The following is a 24,511-nucleotide window of genomic DNA, read 5'->3' as shown; positions in this document are numbered from 1 at the left end:
CTACTCGCCCATCACTTTCACGATTACGCGTTTCTTCCGCTGACCGTCGAACTCCGCGTAGAAGACGCGCTGCCATGTGCCGAAGTCGAGCTTCCCATTGGTCACTGGAAGAATTACTTCGTGATGGATGAGCAACGCCTTCAGATGGGAGTCGCCGTTATCTTCGCCGGTGCGGTGGTGCTGGTAGGTTTCTTTGAAGGGCGCTAGCTTCTCCAGCCACTCGTCAATGTCGTGGATCAGCCCTTCTTCGTCATCGTTCACGTAAATTCCGGCGGTAATATGCATCGCCGACACGAGGATCATCCCGTCTCTTACGCCGCTGCGTTCAAGGATTTTTTCGACCTGCGGGGTGATGTGAACGTAGGCGCGGTGCTTCTTCGTCTCGAAGTGGAGATACTCGGTATGAAACTTCATGCCGACAATCTATCACCGCGCTTGCAGAAGCTGACCGTCTCGAGATCGTTCAGGCGTTGGATCTTCGCGCCGTCTCGAAGTGACGGAGCTTGTCCTCGACTTTATGGATATCCGCGACGCGATGCATCGCTTTTTCCGGACTCTCGAAGAATGGATTCTCCAGAAGAATCGGGCCTTCGATACGCACATAGGCGTGCGTTGCCATGCAGTGATCGAGCATCTCCGGAGGGAGCGTGTTCCGATTGTATTGGCAAAGTCCGAGCGCACGGTTCGAGCTGTAAAACTCGTTCAGACGTGATTCGTACTCGGCCACCCGCTCGGTTCCTGGAGCCTCGTCGAGCACCCAGCTCATGTCGCCGGCAGCGCAGAGGCCGCTAAACCCCGCATCCAACGCGCCCTGTACGGCGGTGTGCAGGAGGGAGATCATTTTGTCGGGGTCAAACCGGCCGCCTTTAAGGTGCCCGTCTTCTTTCGTGATAACGATCAGAGCGCCGCGCTTTTCTTCGGCACCGACGTCGATTCCCGCCTTCCGGAGTTCATTCCGGAATACCGCTACTGAATGTTCACAGCAGACGTAGAGACAGCGTTCGCCACGAGCCAGCCCGACCTGAATGTATTCCACCGCGGCTTTCAGCTGTTCTTCTGGCGAAGAGAAAAGCGTGCACACGTGGTCGCCTTGCTGATAGACGATGCGCTGTGGCGATGACATGGAAAATCCCCCAACTCTGGTGTCAACGATATTACTCTTCGTTGCGCGCGGATTGAAGGGCAAAGCTGCCGGAGAATACTTCGACGGCCAGGCAACCTTTTCAGTGCGCTTCCCACATCGGCTGGCGGGTCGGCACGAACTCGATAGGTACACCGCTGACAAAGGTCTTCAGCCATCGAGTGGCCTCGCCCATGCCAGGCTGTTCGCTTGGAATGTGTCCGATCAAAACCAGCGCCTTCTGGCGATGCTGCGCGACCGCGTCGGCCACGTACTCGATCGTCTCCCATTCCGGCACCTCGCCGATTAACAGCACCTGCACATCGTCGCTCTCCAGCATCGGGATGTGACGCTGGATACCTGCCGCGCCCAGCGACATACCAACCTTCGTGACCTTTAGGTCCGGATCCCCGACCACACGGACGATCGGCGAATTCAGCTTCTTCGCGACTTCTTCGGAGAGCTTCTTCAGGGTCGTCTCGGGATGCACAAAAAGATTCTGGTTCTCCTGGTTCTGATACTTTTCCCAGCCGAGATCGTGGACGACTCCCGCGGTAATGCCGTCGGGTTTGCGCAAGTGCCAGTGATCGTGGAAGCGCCACACCACCATGTTGTGCTTCTCAATGAATGCCCGCTTCTCTGCCCATACCGCATCGCTCTCCTGCATCCCTTCGGGCACGTCAAGGTGGGCGTAGAACGTCGGTTCGTGGGTGATGACGAGGTTCAGTCCCTTCTCGGAAGCGCGCTGCAGCACCTCCATAGTCGCCATCATGGTGACCGCGATTCCGGTGATGGGTGTATCAGGATTCCCTGCTTTGAAGGTATCTACCGTTTGCGCGCGCCATTCGACGCCGACATGCTTCTGGATTTCGGCAACAACTTCGCGTGCCGTGATCGGCTTCTGCTGCGCACTCGCATAACCGGCGATCGAGACAGCAATGAAGAGATAAGAGATATTGCGGCGTAGTTCGCCCAGGTTCATCATGCCAAGATTCTAATTCGCCCCCGCGGCAGCGCCGGCTTCCGGGAAGCCAACCCGCCCAACCCGGATCAACCGGGAAAACTCGGGATCGTTTCCCACTTTTTGCGCAACCGAGTTGATGTGTGCCTGCTCTCTCAACCTGGCGATGGGCAACCCGCCCGTCGCAATCCCACCGTGTTCGTACATCATCTCGTCCGATTTTCCATTGAGCAGGACGCGCCAATCCAGTCGCGTGCGGCGACTGTTCGCTTGCGCTGCCGAGACAGCAATGTTTGTCGTGCAGTTATTCGTCACCGCGTTGTACCACTCCGGACGGTTGTGTAATTGGTTCACGCGGGCCGCATAGTCCCCAAACAGCTTTCGGGCTGTCTCCGGGTTGATGTTGGTACGAAAGATGTGTACCTCTTCACCTTTTCTGTAGTTGGTGCGAAGGAGAATCACGTCGCGCTCGTCGGTAACAACGTAGATCAGTGCATACTGCCGGAAAAACCCGCGCACCGCCGAATAACTTTGCCCAACAAGGTCGCGCGTCTCGATCGACATCGCGATGTGCCCCTGGTCCCCGAAGTCGAAGCTAACAATCGGGTGCGCGATCCATGGGGAGCCCCACCAGGTTATGAAAATGTCCACCGCGTGAAGTTTCGACAGGTCGTACGATCGGGTCTGCCACTCGCAGGTGTAGTCCGCCTCGGTCTTGTAGGTGCACAATCGGAAGTTGTGGACGGTCACCGCATCGCCATTGAAGTCGATCGACGCGGTCTGTGCATTGTCGGGCTGCCAGTCACCGTCATTCGTGGCCTTGAGTGTGAGCCACCAGCCCAATACAACCAGGAAGCCGACCACCGGCACGGCAAGCACAAGCTTGGAGCGTCGCAAATACACTATCGCGCGGACGATTACCGCCAGATACAGAAGCGCGACCACGACTCGCAGCCTGGGGAACGTAAAGTCGAAGTAGAGCGCCGCTGCCGCCCACAACGTGAGCACGAAGCCGATTGCAGCGCCCAGCAGCATTCCAATCCGGCGAAACCAGCGCACATGCGCCTCTCTTTCATCCGCAGGAACCAGTAACGATTTGTGCAAAGCATAGCAGAGGCGACAATAGCTCCCTCGTTAGTCCCAAACCCGGCAATGGCACTCCTTTCCGTTGACGCCAAGACAAAGCCGCCATAAGCTGTCGTGGCTCGATTTACTGTCCCTCGACATTTTCCCTTTTCGTGTGCAACCTCGGAGGCTGCCTATGCGCAAAATTCTGTTTTTCACCGTCCTGGTGCTCGGTCTTTCCGTGTTTAGCTTCGGTCAAGCTAGCCGCACTTGGATTTCCGGCGTCGGCGACGATGCCAATCCCTGCTCGCGTACCGCGCCTTGCAAAACGTTTGCTGGCGCCATTTCGAAGACAGCCCCGAGCGGCGAGATCGATGCCCTTGATCCAGGCGGATTCGGCGCTTTGACGATCACCAAGCCCATTACGCTGGATGGCAATAACTGGGGCAGCGTTCTCGTCTCCGGCACCAACGGCATCGCCATCAGCAATCCCACGCCGACGACTCCGATGGAAGTCATCATCCGCAACCTCAGCATCAACGGGCTCAACACCGGAATCTCAGGCATTTCGATCGTCAGCGCTGGTGTCGTGCTGAAGGTTGAGCACGTTCAGGTCTTCGACTTCACCGTGGCCGGGATCGATATGCAATACCCGACGAAGTTCAGCGTCGTGAACACAGAGATCATCGGAGCAGTTGTGGCCGGCATCCGATCGGCTAGCAGCGGCGCTGGGAACATTGTCGGAACCCACATCTCGAACTCGACAAATGGCGTGTACGCCCTTGGCAAGGTCACCATTTCCAACAGCACCGTGACCGGCGCCAGCAACCGAGCATTTGCGAGCGAGGGAGGGGCAAGTCTCACACTGCAGAACTCCACCGCCTCCGATAGCGGCGTCGGCGTTTTTGCTACGGGCAACGTCTACATGAGCAATTGCGAGATCAGCAACAACACCACCGCCATCAGTATCTCTGGAGGAGTTGTTTACTCCTACGGCAATAACCAACTCTCTGGAAACGTTGGCAACGGCAACGCCGTTACGCCGGCCAACCAGACCTAGCTAGCTTTTTCTCCCACATCAAGGGCCTTCCGAGCGATCGGAAAGCCTTTTCTTTGCACCGGAGGCAATTCAACGAGAGTCGTCCAGTGGCACCAAGTGACCATAGTTTTCTTGACGGCTGCGCGGCGTCTGCATACTATGGCAAAAATCGTTGAGAGTTCCTCGATATCCCCCTTTAAACCATTTCGATTTGGAGGCTGTTCATGCGCAAACTTGCGCTTACGCTCGTTCTTATCCTTGCACTCTCCGCCATTTCATTCGGGCAAGCCACACGCACCTGGATTTCGGGCGTCGGAGACGATGTGAACCCGTGCTCCCGTACCGCCCCCTGCAAGACATTCGCGGGCGCTATTTCCAAGACCTCCGCCGGCGGTGAAATCGATGCTCTCGATCCCGGCGGATTCGGCGCCGTCACCGTCACCAAGTCCATCACTCTCGATGGCAACAACTGGGGCAGCATTCTCGCCTCGGCAACGTATGGCATCAACATCACCAACCCGACGCCGACCACGCCGATGCTCGTAATCATCCGCAACCTGAGCATTAACGGCGCGGGAACGACTCTCGGTATCTCCGCCATCCGCGTGCTCAGCCAGGGTGTAATCCTCAAAGTCGAACACTGCAACCTCTTCGACTTCAGCACCGCCGGGATTGACTTCGTGTACGGAAACAAGTTCAGCGTCGTAAATACCAATATCGACGGCATGGGTGTGGCCGGCATCCGTACGGCGACCGGTGGGTCGGGCAACATCGATAACGTTCACATTTCCGCCTCAGCGAACGGTATCTACGCCTACGGCAAGGTGACGGCATCGAATACGACAGTTTCCAATGCCAGCCAAAAAGCCTTCGGAGCACTCGCCGGAGGGACGCTTACGTTGCAGAACTCGGTCGCCTCGGACAGCGCAGTTGGCGTTTATGCCGCCGGCACCGTGTATATGTCCGATACGCAGATCAGCAACAACACTACGGCCATCAGCATCAGCGGCGGTGTGGTCTATTCGTTCGGCAACAACCAGCTCTCGGGGAACGTCGGCGCAGGCAGCGCCGTAACGCCCGCCAGCCAGATCTAGAGCTCTTCGCGATTAGGCCTTCCGGTAACGGAAGGCCTTTTCTGTTTTCTGAGTTAACGCTTCTTGCCGAAGACCGCGATCTCTACGCCACCGATCACGCCGAACTCCGGCATCGCGACGCCATCGACTTCCTGATAGGTCGTGCTGGTTAGATTTGTGAACTGCAGGTAGGGCCGAATACGTCCCTCTTCCCTCGCTACAGAGAAGTCCCAAAGGGCATAGGGATCGTGCGCGTAGCGTTGGGTCACGCCGAGACGCGTCCGCGCGATGATCCCTCGCCACACACTTCCCTGCCATCCTACGTAAGTATTGTTCACGGGATAGTTGAAGACGTACTGCGACTGCACACGGGGTGCGGCATTCTGCGAACCGTGAATGCCGGTATAACCCACGGTGAACTCCTGGCGCTGCGTAAGACGATAGCGAAGAAGGGTCTCGAAGCCGGTGAAGTTCAGGCTGTCGATGTTGTAGGCATGCCAAACGTCGTTCGGTACTCCGCTTGCGATGCAGGTGCCGGTATTGATGTCGAAGGTAAAGCCGGAGCCGCACTTCACGTAGTCAATGCCGTCATGCTCGCGGCGGTGGAATACTGTCGCCGTCAGAGCTATCTTGCCGCCCGCATTCCAATCGACGCCGCCTTCGTAGCTCCACGCCGACTCCGGACGAAGGTTAGGGTTTCCTGCATTGGCGGGATCGCTGTAATAAAGATCGGTATAGGTTGGAATACGGAAGCCGCGGCTCACTGCGCCCCTTACTTTGAATGACGGCGCGAACCAGTACGCCGCACTCACCGACGGTGTGAACTGTCCCTTGGTCCCGTTGTAGGACTCCTCGCGAGCGCCCACGGAGAGCGAGAAGCGCTTGATCATTCGGAAATCGGCGGCGGCATACACTGCGCCGCGATTGCGGCCGTGATATCCGAGATTGTTGCTGTCGATCTGATCGCGATAGCCTTCCGCGCCATAAGAAATCGTCGTGACCTTGCCAATTTCGTCGTGACGGCGAAGGGCACCCTGCCAGCTATCGGTCACATGGTTGTTCTCATAAACGCTGGGTGCCTCGCGGAGCAGCACAAACTCATCGGTGTGGCGGCGGTAACCAAAGTCGAAAGCCGTCTGCTTGCCGAGGTCCTGTGTCCACGCCACGAACCACGCCTTGGTTCGCTCCCACGAATCGAACGGACCGTAAAACTGGTTCGCTCCGTAGGGTCGGTCGGAGGTCGCAAGGAGAAACATTGTGTCGCCGAGCGCGGTATGGAAATGGGTCTCGCTCGACACGGCCGCGTTCCGGAAGTCGCGGTCTTCTATGAAGCCCGTCGAGAAGCTGCGATCGCCGATGAGCTGCTCGCTGAAGTTCTTCGTCGCGTGGGAAGCGACGGCACGCTGCTCGTTGTAGCCGAAGTTGCCGAAACCCGCACGCAAGCGTAGTTCGCTGGTCGCAGCCGGAGCGGTGATAAAGTTCACCGCGCCGCCCAGCGCATCGGCGCCATAGAACGTCGAACCCGCGCCATGCAGGACTTCGATGCGGCTGATAGTGTCGAGCGGAATCGGGAGGTCGAGGTTGTGGTGGCCGGTCTGAGCGTCATTCACGCGGAGACCGTCAATCAGCACCAGCGATTGCTCGAAGGCCGAGCCCCGGATCGACAGGTCTGCCTGGTCACCGCCCGGAGCGCGCTGCCGCACATCTACCGACGGATCGAGTTGCAGAAACTGCGCAGTGCTCGAGAACAAGAGCGGAGCAGCCTGCACATCAACGGACTGCACCGAGCGTTGGAGATCTTCGAGCGGCATCGGCTCCCAGGTTCCGGTCACGACCACCACTTCGTCGGGCTGCGGCTGCGTGGGTGGAGGTCCGCCTGCTGCCGTTTGCGGAGGGGTAGGCCCTTGCTGCGCCAAAGCACCTAAAGAAATGCAAAGAAATAACAGTACAATCGAACTTCTCATAAGAAAAAGTTAGACTAACAGAGACCCACGCTTATGCGTGTGACACGCAACAGCACGGTTTCGCATATTGATGCTTATGAATACCTCGCCTGCATGTTCGGTGGTGACGGATTACACTCGCGACGGCTGGACCGCTGCCGACCGCTCGCGCGACTGGTGCAGCGAACTGGAGAGCGGAAAGATCCTCCTGTTCGATGGCGTGCCCTTCGACCTTCCTTCAGAAGACCGCGACTTTCTCCTCTCGCAGAAGCAGGCCGCGTCCCGCTTCCACAAGAACATTTCTTATCGGCCGGAAAAAAATATTCTTCGCGGTATCGCCAACGATTCGCCCGACCGCGAACGTATGCAGCAGGTGATGGGCCGATATTCGAGAGAAGTTGTTAATTTTGTGATGCGCTTTCTCGCGCCCTACGCGCGCGACTTCAAGCTCGACTACGCCAGCTTCCGTCCGCTCGAAGAAAAGAGCCGCGACCTCGTCCTACACAAGCGCAACGACCTGCTCCACGTGGACGCGTTCCCTACACGTCCCACGCGCGGCGCGCGCATTCTGCGCGTCTTCACCAATATCAACCCGATCGTGGATCGGGTGTGGACCACCGGGGAACCATTCCATGTCATGGCCCCGGGGCTTGCGCGGCCCGCAGGGCTCCCGCACTTTGCCAATCCGTCGCTCGCCCAACGCTTCGTTTTCGCCACGCAACGTGCCGGGCACGTCATCGGACTGCCCTTTCCTAATCGCTCGCGTTATGACCGCTTCATGCTGCACTTTCACGATTGGCTGAAAGAGAATTCGAATTTCCAGCAGAACTCGCCGAAGGTTCGCACCGACTTTTCGCCCGGCTGCAGTTGGCTGGTCTACACCGACGGCGTCCCGCACGCGGTGCTGTCAGGACAGTACGTCCTCGAGCAGACGTTCATCATTCCGCAGCGCGCATTAGTCGCTCCGGAGCGCTCTCCGTTGCAGGTTTTGGAAACCATCGCGAACACTTCGTTGGCTTCGTGAGCATCCGCGCTCTTTGACACAGTGGAATTACGGCTGCTACGATATTTGCGTCGGCTGTTTTTCCTGCCTAGTAAGCGTCCCCGTCGTCTAGCCCGGCCTAGGACACCGCCCTTTCACGGCGATAACACGGGTTCGAATCCCGTCGGGGACGCCAAAACTTATCCCGCACCAATTCAAAGGTCTACAGACAACCGCTCCGCGCGAGTTTCGCTGTCTTTTCCACCTTGCGGTAACGCTATGGTCACGATAGGACCCGGAAATGTACCTTTTCCAAGCCCTGATCGCTTCACTATGCTCCCCGCCCTCCGCTCGGGTCAGCAAGCGACAAGGGCTCCCCGAGCACGGCATCGAATCGCCTGGCCGCCGCTGATAGGTGGGCTGGCGAGAGATGGGAGTATCGCTTCGTCATTCGGAGATCCTTATGACCAAGCAACTCGGCTACATCCTGCAAGTCGGCGCCCGACTGACGCAGTAGTGAGGCGAAGCAGTGCCGCAAATCGTGCCATCGAAAATCCTCGATACCAAGCTCACGGCAGGTCCGAAGGAATCCCATGCTCACTTGTTCCGGCGTGACCTTCGGGAAGAGCTTCTCGCTTGACTTCCCCTTTCGAAGCGAGTCGATGACGTGCAGCGCAGATTGATTGAGAAACACGATGCGGCTTTCGTTGTTCTTGGTTTGACGCAGCGTGAGACACCCGTTCCTGCGGTCCACGTCGAACCATCGCACGCCGAGCACCTCGCTTCGCCGCATCCCTGTAGCCGCGGCGAGACCTGCGATCGGGCGCAACCAATCAGGGCAGGCTTGCAACAGGGCGCGCAGCTCTTCGGGTTGCAGCCAGCGCACACGGCCAGGCGCAACCTTCGGGGCCTTGACACCGGTTGCGGGATTTAGCACCAGCAACTCCCATTCGACGCAAAGACGGAAGAGATGCTTGAGCGTCACAAGCTCTTTCGCGACCGTAGCCGGCGAGACTTCGGCCGCCCGCTTCGTGACGAAATTTGCGATGTCGCCACGTCGGATAAGGGCCAGTTGCATCTGCCCGAAGTAATCGTGCAGATGTGTTTCGACGACGCCACGCTCACGTTCGTAGCCTGCTTTCGTCAGGCGCGCGCGTTGGTGCAGCAGAAAGCGAGCTTCGATTTTTTCGAAACGTTCCTTTGTGGGTTCCGCGAAGCCAAGCACCTTGATCCGCTCCACCCGCAGCTGCGCAGCAGCGAGCAACTCTTTCGCCTGCGTCAGAGTGAAGACGCCGCGTAGTCGCCGCTGCCGGCGCTTGCCATTTTGATCAGTCCAGCTTGCCCAAAACTGGCCCGGACGGTCCTTGCGCTGGTACACGCCGTCGCGGTCAGGCGTTTTTCTTCTAGGCATGTTTTCCCTTTCCATCGTATTTGTTTTGGTTTTCGCGGTACCGCTGCTGACGCTCGCGATTCCTATGCTCGGCGCAGCAGCAAAGCTGGGACGCCGTGCGTTTTCGAAAAACGCGCTCGCAATCTCGCCATGCACAACGCGAGTATCGTGTGCCAAGTGACCGCTCCAAATGGGTCAAAAGAAGGAGGGCCCGCAACGGATGGTGGAGCACGACGTGCGTTTCCGGCTTGCCTGAAGCGAACGTGAAAAACGCGGGCTGGTTCACGCCGTCGGCGAGACCCAGGAGTATACGTTCCATGCGCGGGTTGAACTGGGAGGGATGAGTCGCGAGATAGCGGCGAGCGCGGGCCACGGCATCTCCGCGCAAATGGGCGTAGTCGCCAAAAAGCAGGAGTTCTATATCAGCGCGACACTCGCGAAGCGTTTTGAGGATCACAGATGTAACATGCTCCGGCGTCCACTCGCGCAACCAACAATCATCATCCAGCAGGAGACGATAGCCGAGATCCTGCAGGAGCCTCGCCGCGTCTTTACGGGACTGCTGATCGCCGATTCCCATCGTGAGCAGGTCCTCGCGCAATGACCGCCAGTTGCGCTCCTTGAGGGCGCGCTGGTCGTCGCCCCGCAGCACGGCGGATTCTTTTCTCAGTCGGAACTCGGCGTCAATCCCGACGAATCGCGCAGGCACATCGAATACGACCGGTACACTGGCGATGCTCAAGCTAGTGTTTGCAGGCCGTGTTACAGCAGCTTTGCCCATGATGTAACGCAGTGTAGCACGCTGATGCAAACTCTGTGCAACTCACAACACAGGAGCTAAAGGCATGGCAAAAACAATAGAGCAAGTGGTCGCCCGCGTTGCGCCCGAGTTCGCCAGCGTTCGCGAGGCGGAGACGATGACAGGTATCAGCGCTTGGACCTGGAGACGGTGGGCATATCGCGGCGTGGTTGCGAGTTCGAAGGTATCGAGCCGGTTGCTCATCCCCGTCGCGGAAATACGGCGCGTCATGACGGAAGGACTGCGCCCAGCCACGAGCGCACTCTAAGCGAGTGGCGAACTCGCGAGACGGGTGGACAAACAACGTGAGCGCAGCGCGGTGGACATCGCGGGAGCTTGAATTGAAGCGCGAATTTCTCAGGGCAATTCGCGACATGGCCAGGATGGCGGATGGTGGGTCATTGTCTGCGGCGCAACGCGCAGCTTTGACGGCGCTGGCGGTTGATTTCGATCCGCGCTCGAAGGTCGCCTATCCCGGCTATCAGCGAGTGGCGGACAGGTTGGGACGCACGCGAAGACAGGCGATTCGGATGGTTGCAGCTCTGGTGGAAAAGGGCATCGTGCGGAAGGTTCGCCGAGGCTATGGAAACGCATACCTTTTTCCGCTCCTGCCCGCTCGATTCTTGCCAGAAAGCGTCACTAGTGACGATGGTGACACTTGCGACACGTCACTAGTGACCCCTTTAACCGGAAGTGGTGACGGAGATGTCGCCGCAATGGTGACGGACATGTCACCCAATAAGAGAACTGAAGTAAGGACGATGCTAGGAGGTGAAACAAGGAATTGTTCCGCATCCGCTGACGCGGAGCGGCGGGATTGGCTCGAAGGCTTTGCCGCGATGAATGCAGAGGAGTGGGCGGCGACCACAGCGATCGCAGCGCTCGTGCTGACTGCGAGTGCAAACGGTCGCGACCCGATGGATGTCTTTCTCCTGGCAACTGTGGGCATACTCCGCGCGGGTGGACTCGACACGCCACTACGCGACGAGCAACTAGTCGAACGCGCGCTCTTCGCACGCGCGAATTGAATAACTCGACTCCGGATCCGGAGTCATACGAAGGAGGAATGATGCGAAAACTTGATCCACTGCCGAGCACACATCCGACGCTCGATGCAATCGCAGAGTCGCTCGATGGACTCACCGCAATGCTACGGGCAACTTCGCAAGTCGTGCTCAAACGTGTTGCGAGCGCGAACTCAATCCAGCCACGATCATCCACTCCCGGCACCTTGGCGGCCATCGCCGGCCAAATCGATGCGGCGATATTCGTGACCCGGGGGCTCATGGTCGATGTGGTAGAAGCGGCCAGTCCGTCCGGCAAAGCAACTGGGGGAAAAGGCAGTGGCCGAATTTTGAAAGCATGCTTGCAGCGGCCGGCGCATGGAATCGTGGCGAACCTCAAAAAGTAAACAAGCCCAAGGAGGGGCAGGCAGCAATGACCGAACAAACAGAATCGCGAGCCCAGTTGTTGCGCAGGCTCGCACTAAAGGCAACAGAACTTCTTGAGCGCGCGCGCCAAAACGAGGCGAATGTCAGCGCGAAGCTCGCGAGCCTTGCAGACGATTTAGCGGCGCTGGCCAGTCGTCGGCGCACTATGTTGACCGAACTCGGGGCAGCAAGCGAACCCGAGCGCGAGAAGATACACCAGGCGCTTGAAGGAATCGCTGCGGAAATTGCACGAATTGACCGCGAACGCGAGGCGGCCCAACTCTCGTTCGAGAGCGCAGCTGCAATCGTTCAGCGGGTGATGGCGGACCACCAGGTGGTGGGAACAGCGGCGAATCAAGCGGAAGGGGAAGAGCGAATCGCGCAGATTAAAAGTGCAGCTGAATCAGCGATACGGGCTCTCACGTCCCACGTCGTGGCGGCCGCGCTCGCTGCGGGCGAGATCGCATCAAGTTGCGATTCGTTGGCTGCTTTGGGCGCGAGCGTTGACGAGATCACAAAGCAGTTGGCCTTTCCGGGCGGGCCTCTTTTCGCGTCTCTCAATTCCCCGGAATTTCGTGTTCCGGGCGGCTGGGGGAGGCAATGGCAGTTTCAAGTCAGACCCTTAATCAAGGTGGGCTAACACAATGTGGAGGGGGACTGGCGCGCTCCCCGCTCCTTTTTTGGGAAGGAGAAAATGAAAAACTCAGTAGAGCTTTGTGGAGACGTGAAGGGATTGAGGCGCCTTCGCCATGGCTGCGTTATCGCATGGGTGGGCGTGGGGGCAGGCTCTTGTCCGGTGTTCTTGCCTTCCCGCATCGCGCAGAAAGTGCGGCTTGGGAAAACAGTTCGCGTGATTGGATCGCTAGTTAGTCGACGAGTCGGCGCTCATTTAGTTCTGGAAATCGCAGCGGAACGCGTCAGCATCGAACAGGACCGCGTATTCCCAGAACCTTTGCAGCCGCGCTCTTACTCGACTCCGGATTCCGGAGTCGCAGAGGATGTTGCCCGATGATGCGCTGCAGAGCTTGCGTTCATACGCAGCGTCGGCACATCGACCGGGCTCTTGTCGTGGGGACGAGCGAGCGAAGCATCGCGGAGCAGTTTGGGCTTTCGGCCTCATGCGTTAATCGGCATCGGCAACACATCATCGCCCTAGTGCGAAATGCCGAGATACTTTCCGCGCAGACTCTACGTGACGAGGTTCGGGCGGTTGTTCGTCGCGTACACCAGCTTCGCGCTCAAGCCGAATACGAGGGCAACCTCAAACTCGCGCTCCGGGCAATAGACAGTTCGCTAAAAGGGCTGGAATTGTTGGCACGCATCTCCGGGCAACTCCGGGGCGAGGTGCAGGTTCAGGTCGCAGTCAACGCGGCGCCGCGTATGACCGAAGCCGAGGTACTCGCGGAAATTGCCGCAACCGAACAGCAACTTCGCGTCTTGGGCGCTCTCGAGACTATCAGGGGTGATGAGCGTTAATCCGCTGCTTCACCATGACGGCGGCGGACTCTCCACCGCCGTCGCACTTTCAGGGATGGGCACTCGACTGAGTTCCGCCCACCCGCCGCCCCGCTGAGAGCTGTTGCCACCTTCGCAACACCTGCTCTTGCGGGCCAGGGGAATGGTCCAGCGTGCTGAGTTTGCAGCCGCGAGTTCGTTTTCTCGTTGTCGGCGGCTGAGTGCGGGAACGTTGTGGGCGTTCCCGCGCTATCTCCTGATTTCCCATAACTGACCGCCCGGAACGGAATCTTGCTCGCGCTTTCACAGCACTTAATATGTTTTTTTTGTTCCTTTTCTGCAAATTTCCGCTCTAAATGGTAGAGTGAGTGTTCTTTTCAGGACTCCGCAAATGCTAATTCGATACAGCGTAGAGAATTTCAGATCCATCCGAGATCGACAGGAATTGTCCCTTGTAGCCTCAGCGTTGAAGGATCTCCCCAACGCCCTGATTCGCGTCGAGGACTTTTCGCAATCGCTTTTGCCCGTTGTCGCGATCTATGGCGCGAACGCTTCAGGAAAAACCAACTTGCTGAAGGCCCTGAGGTTCGTATGTGACTCGGTCAGAGACTCTCAACGGCTATGGGCGCCGGCCAATCAGATTGAGCGACCACCGTTTCGAATGGACGAGTTCCGTTCGCGTGCATCCGCCTTTGAGGTTGACTTCTTAGTTTCGGGTTCTCGGTTTCGTTATAGCTTTTCGCTCAACGACGAAGAAATTCTTTCCGAGTCACTCCAAGCGTTTCCGCAAGGAAAATCGCAGCTGTGGTATGAGCGCGAGAACGGGAAATTTACATTTGGCCGGAGTCTCTATGGAGAGAACCGCACGATCGAGAGCTTGACTCGACGAAACAGCTTGTTTCTATCGGCTGCGGCGCAGAACAACCACGTGTTACTTACCCCGATTTTCGATTGGTTCTGCGAACAGGATTTTGTTCTTGGGGGGCGCTCGGTGTCACCGAATGATCGTGTTGTCTCCCTATGCAAAGATGATTCACACAGAGACTTGCTGCTGAAACTGCTCGCTGCGGCGGATTTGGGCGTCACCGGGTATCGCGTTGAAGAGTCGGAGTGGCCAGATGAAGCGAAGAAAATCTTCGACCATGTGAAGCAGCTCTTACCCTCCGCGGTCAAGATGCCTGATAAGTTAGCCACATTGATGTTGGTGCATGGTGCTGGCGAGAACGAGGCCGTCTTTCCCATCACAGAGGAATCCTCAGGAACATCTGCTCTTCTCAAGATTATCGGCCCAGCGATCAAGTCGCTTGAGCACGGCAGTGTCCTTTGCGTGGACGAACTCGATGCAAGCTTACATCCGTTGCTCGCGCTTCACTTGGTCAAGATGTTCAACGATTCTGAAACAAACCCCAAGGGTGCTCAGCTCGTTTTTAATACGCATGACACCAACCTCTTGGATAACGACGTGTTGAGACGAGATCAGGTTTGGTTCACCGAAAAGGACAGGCGGGGCGCTACTCACTTGTACCCGTTGAGCGACTTCAGGCCCAGGAGGAACGAAAATCTTGAACGAGGATATTTGCAAGGAAGATTCGGCGCTATTCCTTTTCTCGGAACGGCAAAATTTCATCCCTTAGGGTCGTCAGAAGACAATGAATAGGGCTGGAGGGCTTCGAAGAGGAGGACCGCGTCTCGACCCTCGCCGTAGGGTGCTGATCGTCTGTGAAGGCAAACTGACGGAGCCCTCCTACTTCAAAGACTACTTGCGTGAAAATAGAAATCAACTCGTCATGGTGGAAATCGTTCCCGATCGCGGGGTTCCGAAGAGTGTTGTGGATTATGCGGCGGACCGGAAGAAGCAAGCGGAAAAGCATAGCCGCAGGCGCGCTGATCCTTATCTGAAATTCGATGAGGTTTGGTGTGTATTCGACGTTGACGAACATCCGCATTTACCCGAGGCGTTGCAGCAAGCAAAGGACAACAAAATTCGCGTTGCGCTTTCGAATCCAAACTTCGAGCTTTGGATACTCCTTCATTTCCAAGATCTTTTCAGGCACGAGCACCGCGACGTGATCGGTCGCCTGTGCCGCGAGCATATGCCCGAATACCAAAAATTAGTGAATTTCGAATTGCTTCGAGCCGGTTATGAAGACGCCGTACGGCGGGCAGGTACACTGGAGAAACTTCAGATTCAAAAGGGCGCTCCCGATGGCAATCCATCGACGGGGGTTTACAAATTGACTGAGAGGATTCGGGAACTCGGGAAGGATAACTTTCTCCGGCAGGCGAGTAGGTGAATCCATCACTGCTGTGCCCGCAGAGTCTGTGCCCCGCATAGTCGTACGATGAAGAAATGGCAAGAATACCAGGCACCCCGCTCGAAACTCTCGAACTGCCTGAAGATCCGCCCAAACAGACAGACCCGTGCTGGTGCCGGTCAGGCATCGAATTTGGAAAATGCCATTTCGAACGGCATCTACAACCGCGAGAATCCCCCTGGAGTGCTCTCAAAGAAGCGTCCAGGCTGAATGACGCGAAATACTGTGGGCATCCACTGGCCTCACCGGTCACATGCAGCGGCAAAATCGTTCGCGCGCACACGGTTCAACTGGAAGGTGCCTTGAGCACCATCGCCGTCGATCGCCACGTTTATGGGCTTGCAATGAAGGACGGAAGGTTGGAGTACGGACTCATCGGTCTACGAAAGGCGTCAACGTTTTCGGGGTTTTGCTCTTATCACGATGCCGAGCTCTTTCGCGCGCTGGAAACGAAACCCTTCACCGCAACTAAAGAACAGTTGTTTCTGCTCGCCTATCGCGCACTTTCAAAAGAGGTCTACGCGAAGCGATACGCTATCCGCACCATTCCCCTTCAACGCAGGCAGGACAAGGGCTCCGACGCCTTGCACCAGGTGAACGTTCAGAGTTACCTCTACCTCCGGGAGCAAGCGTTGAGGCTCGGATTGCGCGATCTGGAGTCCGCAATAGCAGATTATGACAAAGCTCTCTTGGCAAGGGACCATGACCGGTTTTCTGGTTATTTGGTATTTACCGACAAAACCCCGGATCTCGCGGTCAGTGCAGCGATGTTTCCGGAGTTCGACTTTCAGGCAAACGCGCTCCAATCGCTGTCTAGTGCTGAATGTCTTGACCTCCTGACCTACACAGTGTTGCCAATGTCGTCTGGGGGTGTCATCGCTTTTGTGTGGGATTCGAAAAGCGCCAGGTCGTGCGAAAAGCTCGTTGCTAGCCTTGATCGCCTCCCTATGCGAGAGCTGCCGGATGCACTGATTCGATTCACCTACGAGTACTTCGAAAATTGCTTTGCGAATCCTCTTTGGTGGGATTCGCTTTCCGGGGTGCAGAGAGAACGCTTGCTCGCGAGGATTAATCTAGCGGTCTCTCCGACAGATGACCGTACACCAGACTGTCTGAAAGATGACGGACTGCGGACGGCAAGGTGGAACGTAATTGCCAAGGAGTGGTTTTAGCAGTGTTTCAGAAGTATCCAGCGGCGCGCGCAAACAATCCGCGCGGTCACGCTATGGTAACGATGGAACCGAAAAGCTGAACCAAGTGTTGCAAACTCTTGCGCGATGGCAATCGCAGCGAAACGCTCGTGAACACTGAATTTCTCGCACTCAGGCGAACCCATGCAAACCGTGCAAAACGCGCCTGAAATGCCCTTTCACGGCGATAACACGGGTTCGAATCCCGTCGGGGACGCCAAGTCACCTCACTCACAACCTGCTACTACCAAGGTCTGGATCGCTACCTTCGTCCAACCCTCCCGCCGCTCCCTTTTGCGCGTAATCTGAATCTCTATCAGCAAACGCTTGCGTTTTGCGTCAATCCCTGCGGTCAGCAGTTCGTCCCATCGGCTGATTCGCTGGTCGTCGGAAGCGGCAAAATAGACAAACTTGATTGGCCTTGACCGTCGGGATCATCGCTGGCCTAAAGCCCTGAAGTTAGCTGCCGATGGTTAAAGGGCGCTTAATTTGAGATCCGCGCCAAAAACCCGCTGGCAGCCAGCAAAACTTTTGTCAGCAAATTCCTGCAACCGGCGGCAGACTGAAGTTATCTATTAATTCGGAGGGTTCCTCCGCTTATCTCGTAATCGCGGGAAAGTCGAAGGAATTCAGATCTTCAACAATATTCGGGAGGCTCATCCGTCTTTCTCAGACAGATGTCGATTTTCACCAGGCTGATTCGATCAGTTCACAGACAGTTAAAAAGAGGTAATCAGTGAATATACGAACCTATGTTGGACCCGCACCTTACGCCACTGGCGCTGATTTTTGCCGTATCTTCGAAAGCAACATGGATCGCCTCTATTTGTTGGCGCTCCTGCTGACCGGTGACCATGCGGTCGCCGAATCCTGCTTCGTTACGGGCCTGCAGGATGCCCGCGGCGGCAACCGTGTTTTCAAAGATTGGGCCGATACCTGGGCCCGCCGCACTGTGATCCTGAATGCGATCCGCGCCGTACGGCCAGCGTCGCACAAATCCGATCACAATGTGTCGAACGCTGTGGTAGCCGAGTTTGCCACTGGCGCGCCGCTCCTTCGCGCGTTGCTCGAAATGCCGACCTTCGACCGCTTTATCTATGTGGTTTGCGTGCTCGAGGGATACTCCGACCACCAGTGCGCCCTGCTGATCGGTTCGACCCGCAAGGCCGTGACGGAAGCGAGAATGCGAGCAATTGAGACGCTGGGCGATCCTGCATTCGTCCAGCAGCAACTCCACACGCTTGAGAACGAGCGGCAACTCCGCCCGGAACGCAACCTGGACTTCCCCGGTAATCCTCTGGCGGCCACCGCATAATCCTGCACGGCTAAGAGTGAGGCATTGAGGCTGCTTATTTTGGCATCCTCGCCCACTCTTCCGGCGAAGGCAGCGGCTCCATCTCTTTTCCCGAAAATATTGCTTCAAATGCGCGCATCATCTCGTCGTGGATGAGGCCATTCGACGCCAGCGTTTCTTTGCTGTCCATACGCCAGGTCGATCCGTCGTAGCGGGTGACACGTCCGCCAGCTTCTGTCACCAGCAGGGTTCCTGCCGAGGTGTCCCAAGGATTGAGGTTGAACTCCCAGAATCCGTCATAACGTCCGCACGCGACATTCGCAAGATCTAATGCTGCTGATCCCGCTCTCCGCACGCCATGCGAGTGCAGCGTGATCTCGTGATAAAAGTGGATATTCGGGTTCTTATGGCGCTTATGGCTCGGGAATCCGGTCGCCAATAGCGACTCGCAGAGCCGCTTCGTCGCCGACACATGAATCGGCGCCCCATTCAGGTACGCGCCCTTGCCTTTTTCAGCAGCAAACAGTTCATCACGAGTCGGGTCGTAGAGAACTCCCGCGAGCATCTCGCCGCGATGTTCCAGCCCCATAGAAACGCAGAACACTGGATAGCCGTGCGCGAAATTCGTGGTGCCGTCCAGCGGATCGATATACCAACGATAGTCGGAACCGCTTTCGTCGCGAGTTCCCTCTTCGCCCACGATGTCGTAACCGGGCCACGTCGCCCGCACTCGATCGACAATCAGCTTCTCGCTGGCACGATCGGCGACCGTGACAAGGTCAACATCGCCCTTGTACTCGATCTTCACTCGCTGATGAAAATAACCGAGCAGCAGCGCGCCTGCCTCGCGGGCGATCGCCTCGATCTTCGAAACAAATTGGAATTCGGGTGTTGGCCCGGCCATTACTCTTCCGCGCGGACAGCTTCCGGCTTCGCGCCGTCGGCTCGCGGCGCCTTCTTCACCGGCTCTTCCGAAATGTAACGGATGTCGTGCTTATAGATAAAGAGGTTCGGCGCTCCCTCGCGGGTGAGCCGCACCATCGCCTTGTCGTAATACTCAATCCAGCCCTTTACAATCTCGCCGTCCACCAGCTTGATCTTTACGGGCTTCTGCTTTTCGCCCAGCATTTTCAGGTAGGCGGCTTCTTCGTGGGTCTCTTCGGGCGGTGGCGTCTTGCCCTTCTTCGAGTGATCAGGCGTTGCATTGCGGAACGGCATAGTTGAGCCATTATGCCATGTTGCTCGCGCGCATCTTATTGCAGTTTAGTGGGAATAAAAAATGGCCGCCCCGAAGAATCCACGAGACGGCCGAAAAAAAGACGTTGCACGATATTGTCAGTTCAAAGGCTCAGCACTGCAGCGACGCGGAATGACTGAGCTTCTGAATCCGGCGCAACACCTCTACATTGCACGTCGCGTTCCAACCCTACCCACAGGCTAAACACTTGATTCCCCGTGTGGGTTGGGATGAAACGTACAGTTTTTCGGAGATGTTCGCCGGGTTGGCTTCGGAATTGTGTAGCGAGAGTTATTCCAACGGGCTCGTGTAATAGCCCACACGGTGCCGCACTTGCAGCAGGTTCCGGTTTGCAACTCCCGGCGCAAGCTGTAAATCAATCCGTCGAAAGTCCGACGATGCCAGACGCCGCGATGGGTAATATCCAATCAAATATTGCGTCCGCAACTCGTCGGATATTTGCTTAAACGCAACGTCGAGTGAGCCCATATCGGTCGCGTAGTAGTGCTTCCCGCCGGTGTCCTGCGAGATCTGGATCAGCGCGTGTTCCCCGCCCGTATCGCGCCCGGCGCTGTTTGCCACCGGCACAACGATAATGCTGTACAACAATGTCTCGCTTTGCGTAGCCGCGCGCGCCGCCTGCTCGTAACTGGTGCTGCTGAAGGTGTCGCCGCCGTCGGTGATGAGCACCATCACCTTCCGTCCATCGTGCTTCATCAACGCTTTCGACGCCAGAAAGATGGTGTCGTACATCGCGGTGGCGGAACCAGCGATAATCTCCGAGATTCCGCGGTCGATCCGGCGCAAGTCCGAAGTAAACGGCACGATCTCTTCCACGGTCTCGCTGAAGGCATACACGCTCAGCCGGTCCTGGGGCCGCAAAATGTCGCGCGCGAAGCGCTTCGCGGAGTCCGTCTCTAACTTCAAGTCTTTCTTTGTACTTCCGCTCGCATCAATTGCAATTACAATAGATAGAGGAAGCTCCGATTCCCTCTGAAAAAGCGCAATCTTCTCCGGATTGCCATCCTCGGTGATGCTGAAGTCGTCTTTGGTCAAGTTCCCTACTGGCGCACCGTGCTGGTCTACCACCGTGGTGTACACGTTGACGAGCTTTACGCTGACCTTGAAGGTCGTGGAAGGCTGGTCGTCGGTGGATTTCTGCCCGGCGTTCGGCGGCTTGGGGACAGTATGGTTAGGAATGGGCTTTCCGGCTGGCGGCTGCTGGGGCGGCTGCGAAGGATTCTCCTGGGCAGACACAAACACGGCGCAAGCCAGGATGAACAAGGCGATACGAGGCATCGGGTTCTTAGTAAGACGCTCCAGCGCAGGATTCGCGAGCATTCAGTCCCTAGGGACCTCCGGCGGAAACGGCTCGCCATCCGCCCAAACGGCACCATCCTCGAAATACTCTTTCTTCCAGATCGGGACTTTCTTCTTCAGCGTATCAATCGTGAACCGACAGGCATCGAAGGCCGCCCCGCGATGTGCAGACGCCACCACGATCACCACGCTCGTCTCGCCGATCTCGATCCGCCCGATTCTATGAACAATCCGAATATCGCGGATCTTGTAATCGCGCAGAGCCTGCTCGCAGAGCGCTTCCATTTCCTTTAGCGCCATGGCCTCGTAGGCTTCGTAATCGAGATAGAGCGTGCGCCGACCGCGGGTGTTGTTGCGCACGACGCCTTCGAAGACAATCACCGCGCCGTCTTCGCCCACGCGGAGTGCCTGGGCAATTTCTTCCGTCGCAATGCGCTCGCGGACGATTTCGCAGCGCGACGAATTCCCACCGCTCACCGGCGGTATCAGCGCTACTTCATCGCCTTCTTTCAAAGGTTGCGAATGTGCCGAATATTCGAGGTTCACCGCGATCGCCAGCGACTTCTCGAAGCGCGCCATCTCCGGATATTTCGCGAGCACCTGCGCGAACAACATTCCCGCGGTCGCACCTTCGGCGACTTCGATGGGTTCCTGCTGCGATCCCGCGATCTCGCGCAGCATCCCAAAATAGATGACTTTCACCTTCACCGCTTCAGGATAGCAGTCCCCGAACGGTTACTTGTGCTCCGTGAAGTTCTTCACGTCCGCCGGTGTTCCCTGGAGCAGGTTCCGCAACACTGCCACCTCTGCCGTGATTCCCGCGTTCAACGATGAATCCAGCACGGGCGCAAACTTCGACGAGTGCGGACCAGGGGGCAACTTGCCCTGCGCCTTCGCGGCCGCCAGTTTTTCCGGATCCGATGCCCCTATCTGGAAATAAAATCCCGGCACGCCCGCGTTCACGTACTCGGCGAAATCTTCTGAACCCATGATCGGCTCGTTCTCCGCGACGTTTCCTTTTCCAAGTGCGGCGTCCAACACCGGAACGATGTGTGCTGCGAGCATTTTGTCGTTGTACACCGACGGCGTGGACTCAAAGTTCTCGAGCTTGGGCATCGTCTCCACGCCTGCTGCTTCGGCCTCGGCTTTCGCCACACGTTCCACCGCAGCCACAAGATGCGCGCGCACCTTCGGATCGCGCGCCCGTAGCGTGAGTCCCATCTCTGCCTCGTCAGGAATGATGTTTCCCTTCGTGCCGGCATGGATGTAGCCGACCGTTACCACTGCCGCAACGCCCGGCTTGATCTCTCGCGCCACAATTGATTGCAATCTCACCGTGATCGACGCTGCGATCAGCACCGGATCAATCGTTACGTCGGGCCGTGAGCCGTGTCCGCCTCGTCCGTAAACTGTAATCCGAATCGAGTCCGCCGACGCATTGAAGAAACCCGGCACATACCCCACCTGCCCTGCCGAATACTCGTTCGCGTCATGCAGAGCCACCGCCACATCTGGCTTAGGGAATCTAGTAAATAGCCCATCTGCCAGCATCCGCTTCGCCCCGCTGATTGTCTCCTCAGCCGGTTGTCCGACCAACATCAGCGTTCCCTGCCAGGTGTTCTTCGCCTTCGCCATGATCTCCGCTGTTCCGAAGAGCGCCGACATATGCAGATCGTGTCCGCAAGCATGCATGACCGGAACGTCGTGTCCGGCGCCGTCTTTCGCTTGAACCTTACTCGCAAACGGTAAGCCGGTCTGCTCCAGCACCGGCAACGCGTCAAGTTCCGTGCGCAACATTACCGTCGGACCGGCGCCGTTCTTCAAAATCGCTACAATTCCGGTTCCGCCCACATGCTCCGTCACCTCGTAACCGAGCGCGCGAAGCTTTCCTGCCAGGACGGAAGCCGTACGTTCTTCGTGCGACGACAGTTCAGGGTGCTCATGCAGATCCACATACAACGCCTTGGCCTCTGGAAACACGTCTTGTACTTCACTCTTCGGCGGGGATTGTTGCGCGGAAAGCGCGAGAGCACTTAAGAGAACAAAACCAGATATACGTAGGAACATTGATCACCCTCAGCGTGACTGGCCATACTATCTGACGCGCGAGTGGTCGCAAAATTGGCGCAATAGAAAAGGGCTGCCATCAGCGGCCCTTCAGAAACACCGCGCCAACTATTTCGATTTCTTCTTGCCGAACAAGCTCGTAATTCCCGACTTGTCCCCCAGTTGCTTCTGGATCGCGCTCTTCGCAACGCTCGATGCAATCGCGCCCGCGTCCGGCACGAACGTTGGATTCGAAGTCGTCCCCTGGATGCTGAACGGAATCGGTCCATTCATCCCACCGACCCCTGCCTGTTGTGCAATCGCTCCCGTCGCTTTCATATCAGCTTGCATCTTGAAATCCAATGCTCCCGCCGGACTGATGGTGCCCGCACCCGTTACCGTTCCCAACGACGGCGCCACCACGTTAATCGCGTCCAACTTGGTCGCTTCCGGAGCCACCCGCGCATTCAAGCTCGCATTCTGGATCGTTGTATCCGGACTTTGCGGAACTTTGCCGCCAAATGCCGACAGCGCGCTGAGCTTCGACGTCGCACTGAATCCGGCCAGCTTCGTATTGCTCAGCTTCACAGGACCAGTGATCACTAACTTGTCGAGCGGCCCGTTGATTGCCAAATCCGCCGAAAGTGTTCCGCCCTCCAGCTTCGACCCCGAGGGTAGTGTTACACCCATCGCCGGCAAGAACGCTTCGAGCTCATCCACCGGCATGTTTGGCGCATTCAGGTTCATGTTCAGGCTTTGCACGTCGCCGTGAGTGCTGTAGACGCCAGTTAGCCGCGCTGAAGCTTTGCCGATCCCGATATCGCCTTGAGATACGTTTCCGCTCTGCTTCTCCAAATCCGCGGTGAGTGCGTACTTCAGCGTGATGTCTTTCGGCGCAGGTGTTCCCTTTGGCGATAGTTTCGCCTTCGCCATCGTGACTTCACCCGCACCCTTCGCCTGCGTGCCGTTGGAACTCAGTGTTCCTTCCAGCCCAACAATCCCGCCAATACCTGTGGACGCATCCACAAATCCCGATGCTGCCACATCGAGCTTGTTGACCTTGAGCTTCGCATCGAACGGCGTCTTCGCTGCGTCCTGCTGGTTGACCGGCCCGGCCTTTCCCGTGATCTTCGCATCGCCGCCGCCCGGCAAGTCGACGCTTACCTCGAACGGAAATTGTGAGGCCATCGAGAAATCGTTGACCTTCACATCCAGTTTGTCGAACACCTGTGCCTTCGCCGACGAATTCGCCTTCGCTACGGTCAGTTTGCCGTCATCAATCGATAGGTGCGCGATCGTGACGTCCGACGGCGCGCCCGACGAAGCCTGGCTTGTCTTCGGTGCGTTCTTTGCCCCCAGCGTGGAGAAATTCCACGTCCCGTTCGGCGCGCTGAGCAGCATGATCTCCGGCTTCTCCAACTTGAAGCCAGTGACCTTGATCTGCTTGGAGAAGATCAGCGCTCCCAATTCCACGCCAATCTTCAATGATTTCGCGCTGACGAACGGTGCCTTGCTGAACGCCGGATCGTCTGCAATCGAGATGTTGTCCACGCTCAGGCTGCCGCTGAAGATGGAGAGGCTCATCTTCCCCAGCTTCACTTCTCTGCCGAGCGCTTCGCTCAACGACGCTTCAATCTTTGGACGGAATGTCTCGACATTCACGAACAACGGAATCGCGATCAGAATAACCAGGATGACGCCAACGACGATGCCTGCAATTTTCAGTACGCGCTTGTTCATGGCTGAGCTCCTGTTCGGCGGGGCGCACGTCGACGCCCGCCACTTTAGTCCCAATGGCTGACTTCGCGAAACTGGAGAAAGTGACAGTCTCGCTTCGTTTCTAAATGCGCCT

The 24,511-nt window shown here is 57.3% G+C and carries 25 protein-coding genes, 1 tRNA gene and 1 pseudogene; 14 read left to right on the top strand and 13 right to left on the bottom strand.

Annotated elements, in window-relative coordinates; translation table 11 throughout:
- The 4 genes from ACID345_RS10690 to ACID345_RS10675 all read right to left on the bottom strand — a co-directional run bounded on the left by ACID345_RS10690 (position 1) and on the right by ACID345_RS10675 (position 3,140).
- Positions 1-414 carry a secondary thiamine-phosphate synthase enzyme YjbQ gene (locus tag ACID345_RS10690; RefSeq protein ID WP_011522879.1) on the bottom strand — a complete coding sequence of 138 codons (414 nt, stop codon included), beginning with the start codon at positions 412-414 and terminating at the stop codon, positions 1-3.
- Positions 415-463: 49 nt separating this feature from the next.
- Positions 464-1,123 (bottom strand): MEDS domain-containing protein, encoded by a 660-nt coding sequence (locus ACID345_RS10685; protein WP_011522878.1) that lies wholly within the window; start codon positions 1,121-1,123, stop codon positions 464-466.
- A gap of 100 nt (positions 1,124-1,223) precedes the next feature.
- A complete protein-coding gene (locus ACID345_RS10680; protein WP_011522877.1) occupies positions 1,224-2,105 on the bottom strand; it encodes a Nif3-like dinuclear metal center hexameric protein in 882 nt (293 codons plus the stop codon).
- A gap of 9 nt (positions 2,106-2,114) precedes the next feature.
- Entirely contained in the window at positions 2,115-3,140 is a 1,026-nt protein-coding gene (locus ACID345_RS10675; protein ID WP_011522876.1) for an Lnb N-terminal periplasmic domain-containing protein, read from the bottom strand.
- Between the two features lie 202 nt (positions 3,141-3,342).
- Here ACID345_RS10675 and ACID345_RS25405 point away from each other — a divergent pair, with 202 nt between their 5' ends.
- Both ACID345_RS25405 and ACID345_RS25400 read left to right on the top strand, forming a co-directional pair.
- Positions 3,343-4,206: a right-handed parallel beta-helix repeat-containing protein gene (locus tag ACID345_RS25405; RefSeq protein ID WP_011522875.1), complete on the top strand. Its 864-nt coding sequence runs from the start codon at positions 3,343-3,345 to the stop codon at positions 4,204-4,206.
- 203 nt (positions 4,207-4,409) lie between these two features.
- Positions 4,410-5,279 (top strand): right-handed parallel beta-helix repeat-containing protein, encoded by an 870-nt coding sequence (locus ACID345_RS25400; protein ID WP_011522874.1) that lies wholly within the window; start codon positions 4,410-4,412, stop codon positions 5,277-5,279.
- Between the two features lie 53 nt (positions 5,280-5,332).
- Here ACID345_RS25400 and ACID345_RS10660 read toward each other — a convergent pair whose 3' ends face one another.
- Complete coding sequence (locus tag ACID345_RS10660; RefSeq protein ID WP_187148985.1) at positions 5,333-7,174, bottom strand: TonB-dependent receptor plug domain-containing protein; 1,842 nt, start codon at positions 7,172-7,174, stop codon at positions 5,333-5,335.
- Between the two features lie 124 nt (positions 7,175-7,298).
- Here ACID345_RS10660 and ACID345_RS10655 point away from each other — a divergent pair, with 124 nt between their 5' ends.
- Together ACID345_RS10655 and ACID345_RS10650 are read left to right on the top strand one after the other, a co-directional pair.
- Positions 7,299-8,225, top strand: coding sequence for a Kdo hydroxylase family protein (locus ACID345_RS10655; RefSeq protein WP_148210078.1), 927 nt, complete (start codon positions 7,299-7,301; stop codon positions 8,223-8,225).
- A 76-nt stretch (positions 8,226-8,301) separates the two neighbouring features.
- A tRNA-Glu gene (locus tag ACID345_RS10650) sits at positions 8,302-8,379 on the top strand.
- A gap of 135 nt (positions 8,380-8,514) precedes the next feature.
- Here ACID345_RS10650 and ACID345_RS25395 read toward each other — a convergent pair.
- Positions 8,515-9,594, bottom strand: coding sequence for a tyrosine-type recombinase/integrase (locus tag ACID345_RS25395; protein ID WP_011522871.1), 1,080 nt, complete (start codon positions 9,592-9,594; stop codon positions 8,515-8,517).
- On the bottom strand, positions 9,587-10,315 hold the full coding sequence (locus ACID345_RS26920) for a hypothetical protein (protein ID WP_041855616.1): 729 nt from the start codon (positions 10,313-10,315) through the stop codon (positions 9,587-9,589). The genes ACID345_RS25395 and ACID345_RS26920 overlap by 8 nt, the downstream gene beginning before the upstream one ends.
- Before the next feature lie 103 nt (positions 10,316-10,418).
- Between ACID345_RS26920 and ACID345_RS10635 the strand changes: the two genes are divergently transcribed.
- The 10 genes and pseudogenes from ACID345_RS10635 to ACID345_RS10590 all read left to right on the top strand — a co-directional run bounded on the left by ACID345_RS10635 (position 10,419) and on the right by ACID345_RS10590 (position 18,077).
- Positions 10,419-10,640: a hypothetical protein gene (locus ACID345_RS10635; protein ID WP_041855615.1), complete on the top strand. Its 222-nt coding sequence runs from the start codon at positions 10,419-10,421 to the stop codon at positions 10,638-10,640.
- A gap of 73 nt (positions 10,641-10,713) precedes the next feature.
- On the top strand, positions 10,714-11,400 hold the full coding sequence (locus ACID345_RS10630; protein WP_041855614.1) for a hypothetical protein: 687 nt from the start codon (positions 10,714-10,716) through the stop codon (positions 11,398-11,400).
- 38 nt (positions 11,401-11,438) lie between these two features.
- On the top strand, positions 11,439-11,783 hold the full coding sequence (locus ACID345_RS10625; protein ID WP_148210077.1) for a hypothetical protein: 345 nt from the start codon (positions 11,439-11,441) through the stop codon (positions 11,781-11,783).
- Positions 11,784-11,809: 26 nt separating this feature from the next.
- Positions 11,810-12,442, top strand: a complete 633-nt coding sequence (locus tag ACID345_RS10620) for a hypothetical protein (protein ID WP_041855612.1) — start codon at positions 11,810-11,812, stop codon at positions 12,440-12,442.
- A 368-nt stretch (positions 12,443-12,810) separates the two neighbouring features.
- Positions 12,811-13,278 (top strand): hypothetical protein, encoded by a 468-nt coding sequence (locus ACID345_RS10615; protein ID WP_011522867.1) that lies wholly within the window; start codon positions 12,811-12,813, stop codon positions 13,276-13,278.
- Positions 13,279-13,723: 445 nt separating this feature from the next.
- The gene (locus ACID345_RS10610) at positions 13,724-14,914 is read left to right on the top strand and encodes an AAA family ATPase (protein WP_049761855.1); all 1,191 of its coding nucleotides are present in this window, start codon (positions 13,724-13,726) and stop codon (positions 14,912-14,914) included.
- Positions 14,915-14,963: 49 nt separating this feature from the next.
- Positions 14,964-15,551, top strand: a complete 588-nt coding sequence (locus ACID345_RS10605; RefSeq protein WP_049761854.1) for an RloB family protein — start codon at positions 14,964-14,966, stop codon at positions 15,549-15,551.
- 56 nt (positions 15,552-15,607) lie between these two features.
- A pseudogene (locus ACID345_RS27495) lies at positions 15,608-15,718 on the top strand (SEC-C metal-binding domain-containing protein); the annotation flags it as partial.
- A gap of 156 nt (positions 15,719-15,874) precedes the next feature.
- On the top strand, positions 15,875-16,744 hold the full coding sequence (locus tag ACID345_RS10595; RefSeq protein WP_041855610.1) for a hypothetical protein: 870 nt from the start codon (positions 15,875-15,877) through the stop codon (positions 16,742-16,744).
- Positions 16,745-17,573: 829 nt separating this feature from the next.
- Complete coding sequence (locus ACID345_RS10590) at positions 17,574-18,077, top strand: hypothetical protein (protein ID WP_049761853.1); 504 nt, start codon at positions 17,574-17,576, stop codon at positions 18,075-18,077.
- A 34-nt stretch (positions 18,078-18,111) separates the two neighbouring features.
- Here ACID345_RS10590 and ACID345_RS10585 read toward each other — a convergent pair whose 3' ends face one another.
- From ACID345_RS10585 to ACID345_RS10560, 6 genes are all read right to left on the bottom strand, one after another.
- Entirely contained in the window at positions 18,112-18,960 is an 849-nt protein-coding gene (locus tag ACID345_RS10585) for an inositol monophosphatase family protein (protein WP_011522862.1), read from the bottom strand.
- Positions 18,960-19,274: an RNA chaperone Hfq gene (locus tag ACID345_RS10580; RefSeq protein WP_011522861.1), complete on the bottom strand. Its 315-nt coding sequence runs from the start codon at positions 19,272-19,274 to the stop codon at positions 18,960-18,962. Before ACID345_RS10580 ends, ACID345_RS10585 begins: the two co-directional genes overlap by 1 nt.
- 310 nt (positions 19,275-19,584) lie before the next feature.
- Positions 19,585-20,634: a VWA domain-containing protein gene (locus ACID345_RS10575; RefSeq protein WP_011522860.1), complete on the bottom strand. Its 1,050-nt coding sequence runs from the start codon at positions 20,632-20,634 to the stop codon at positions 19,585-19,587.
- Positions 20,635-21,315, bottom strand: coding sequence for a molybdopterin converting factor subunit 1 (moaD, locus tag ACID345_RS10570; RefSeq protein WP_228370762.1), 681 nt, complete (start codon positions 21,313-21,315; stop codon positions 20,635-20,637).
- 33 nt (positions 21,316-21,348) lie between these two features.
- Positions 21,349-22,593, bottom strand: coding sequence for an amidohydrolase (locus ACID345_RS10565; RefSeq protein ID WP_228370761.1), 1,245 nt, complete (start codon positions 22,591-22,593; stop codon positions 21,349-21,351).
- Positions 22,594-22,788: 195 nt separating this feature from the next.
- A complete protein-coding gene (locus tag ACID345_RS10560) occupies positions 22,789-24,399 on the bottom strand; it encodes an AsmA family protein (protein WP_041855609.1) in 1,611 nt (536 codons plus the stop codon).
- Positions 24,400-24,511: the final 112 nt, after the last annotated feature.

The sequence above is a fragment of the Candidatus Koribacter versatilis Ellin345 genome (assembly GCF_000014005.1).
Classification (GTDB): Bacteria; Acidobacteriota; Terriglobia; order Terriglobales; family Acidobacteriaceae; genus Korobacter; species Korobacter versatilis_A.
Note: the sequence above shows the minus strand (reverse complement) of the source record. Positions and strands in the feature narration are given on the sequence as shown.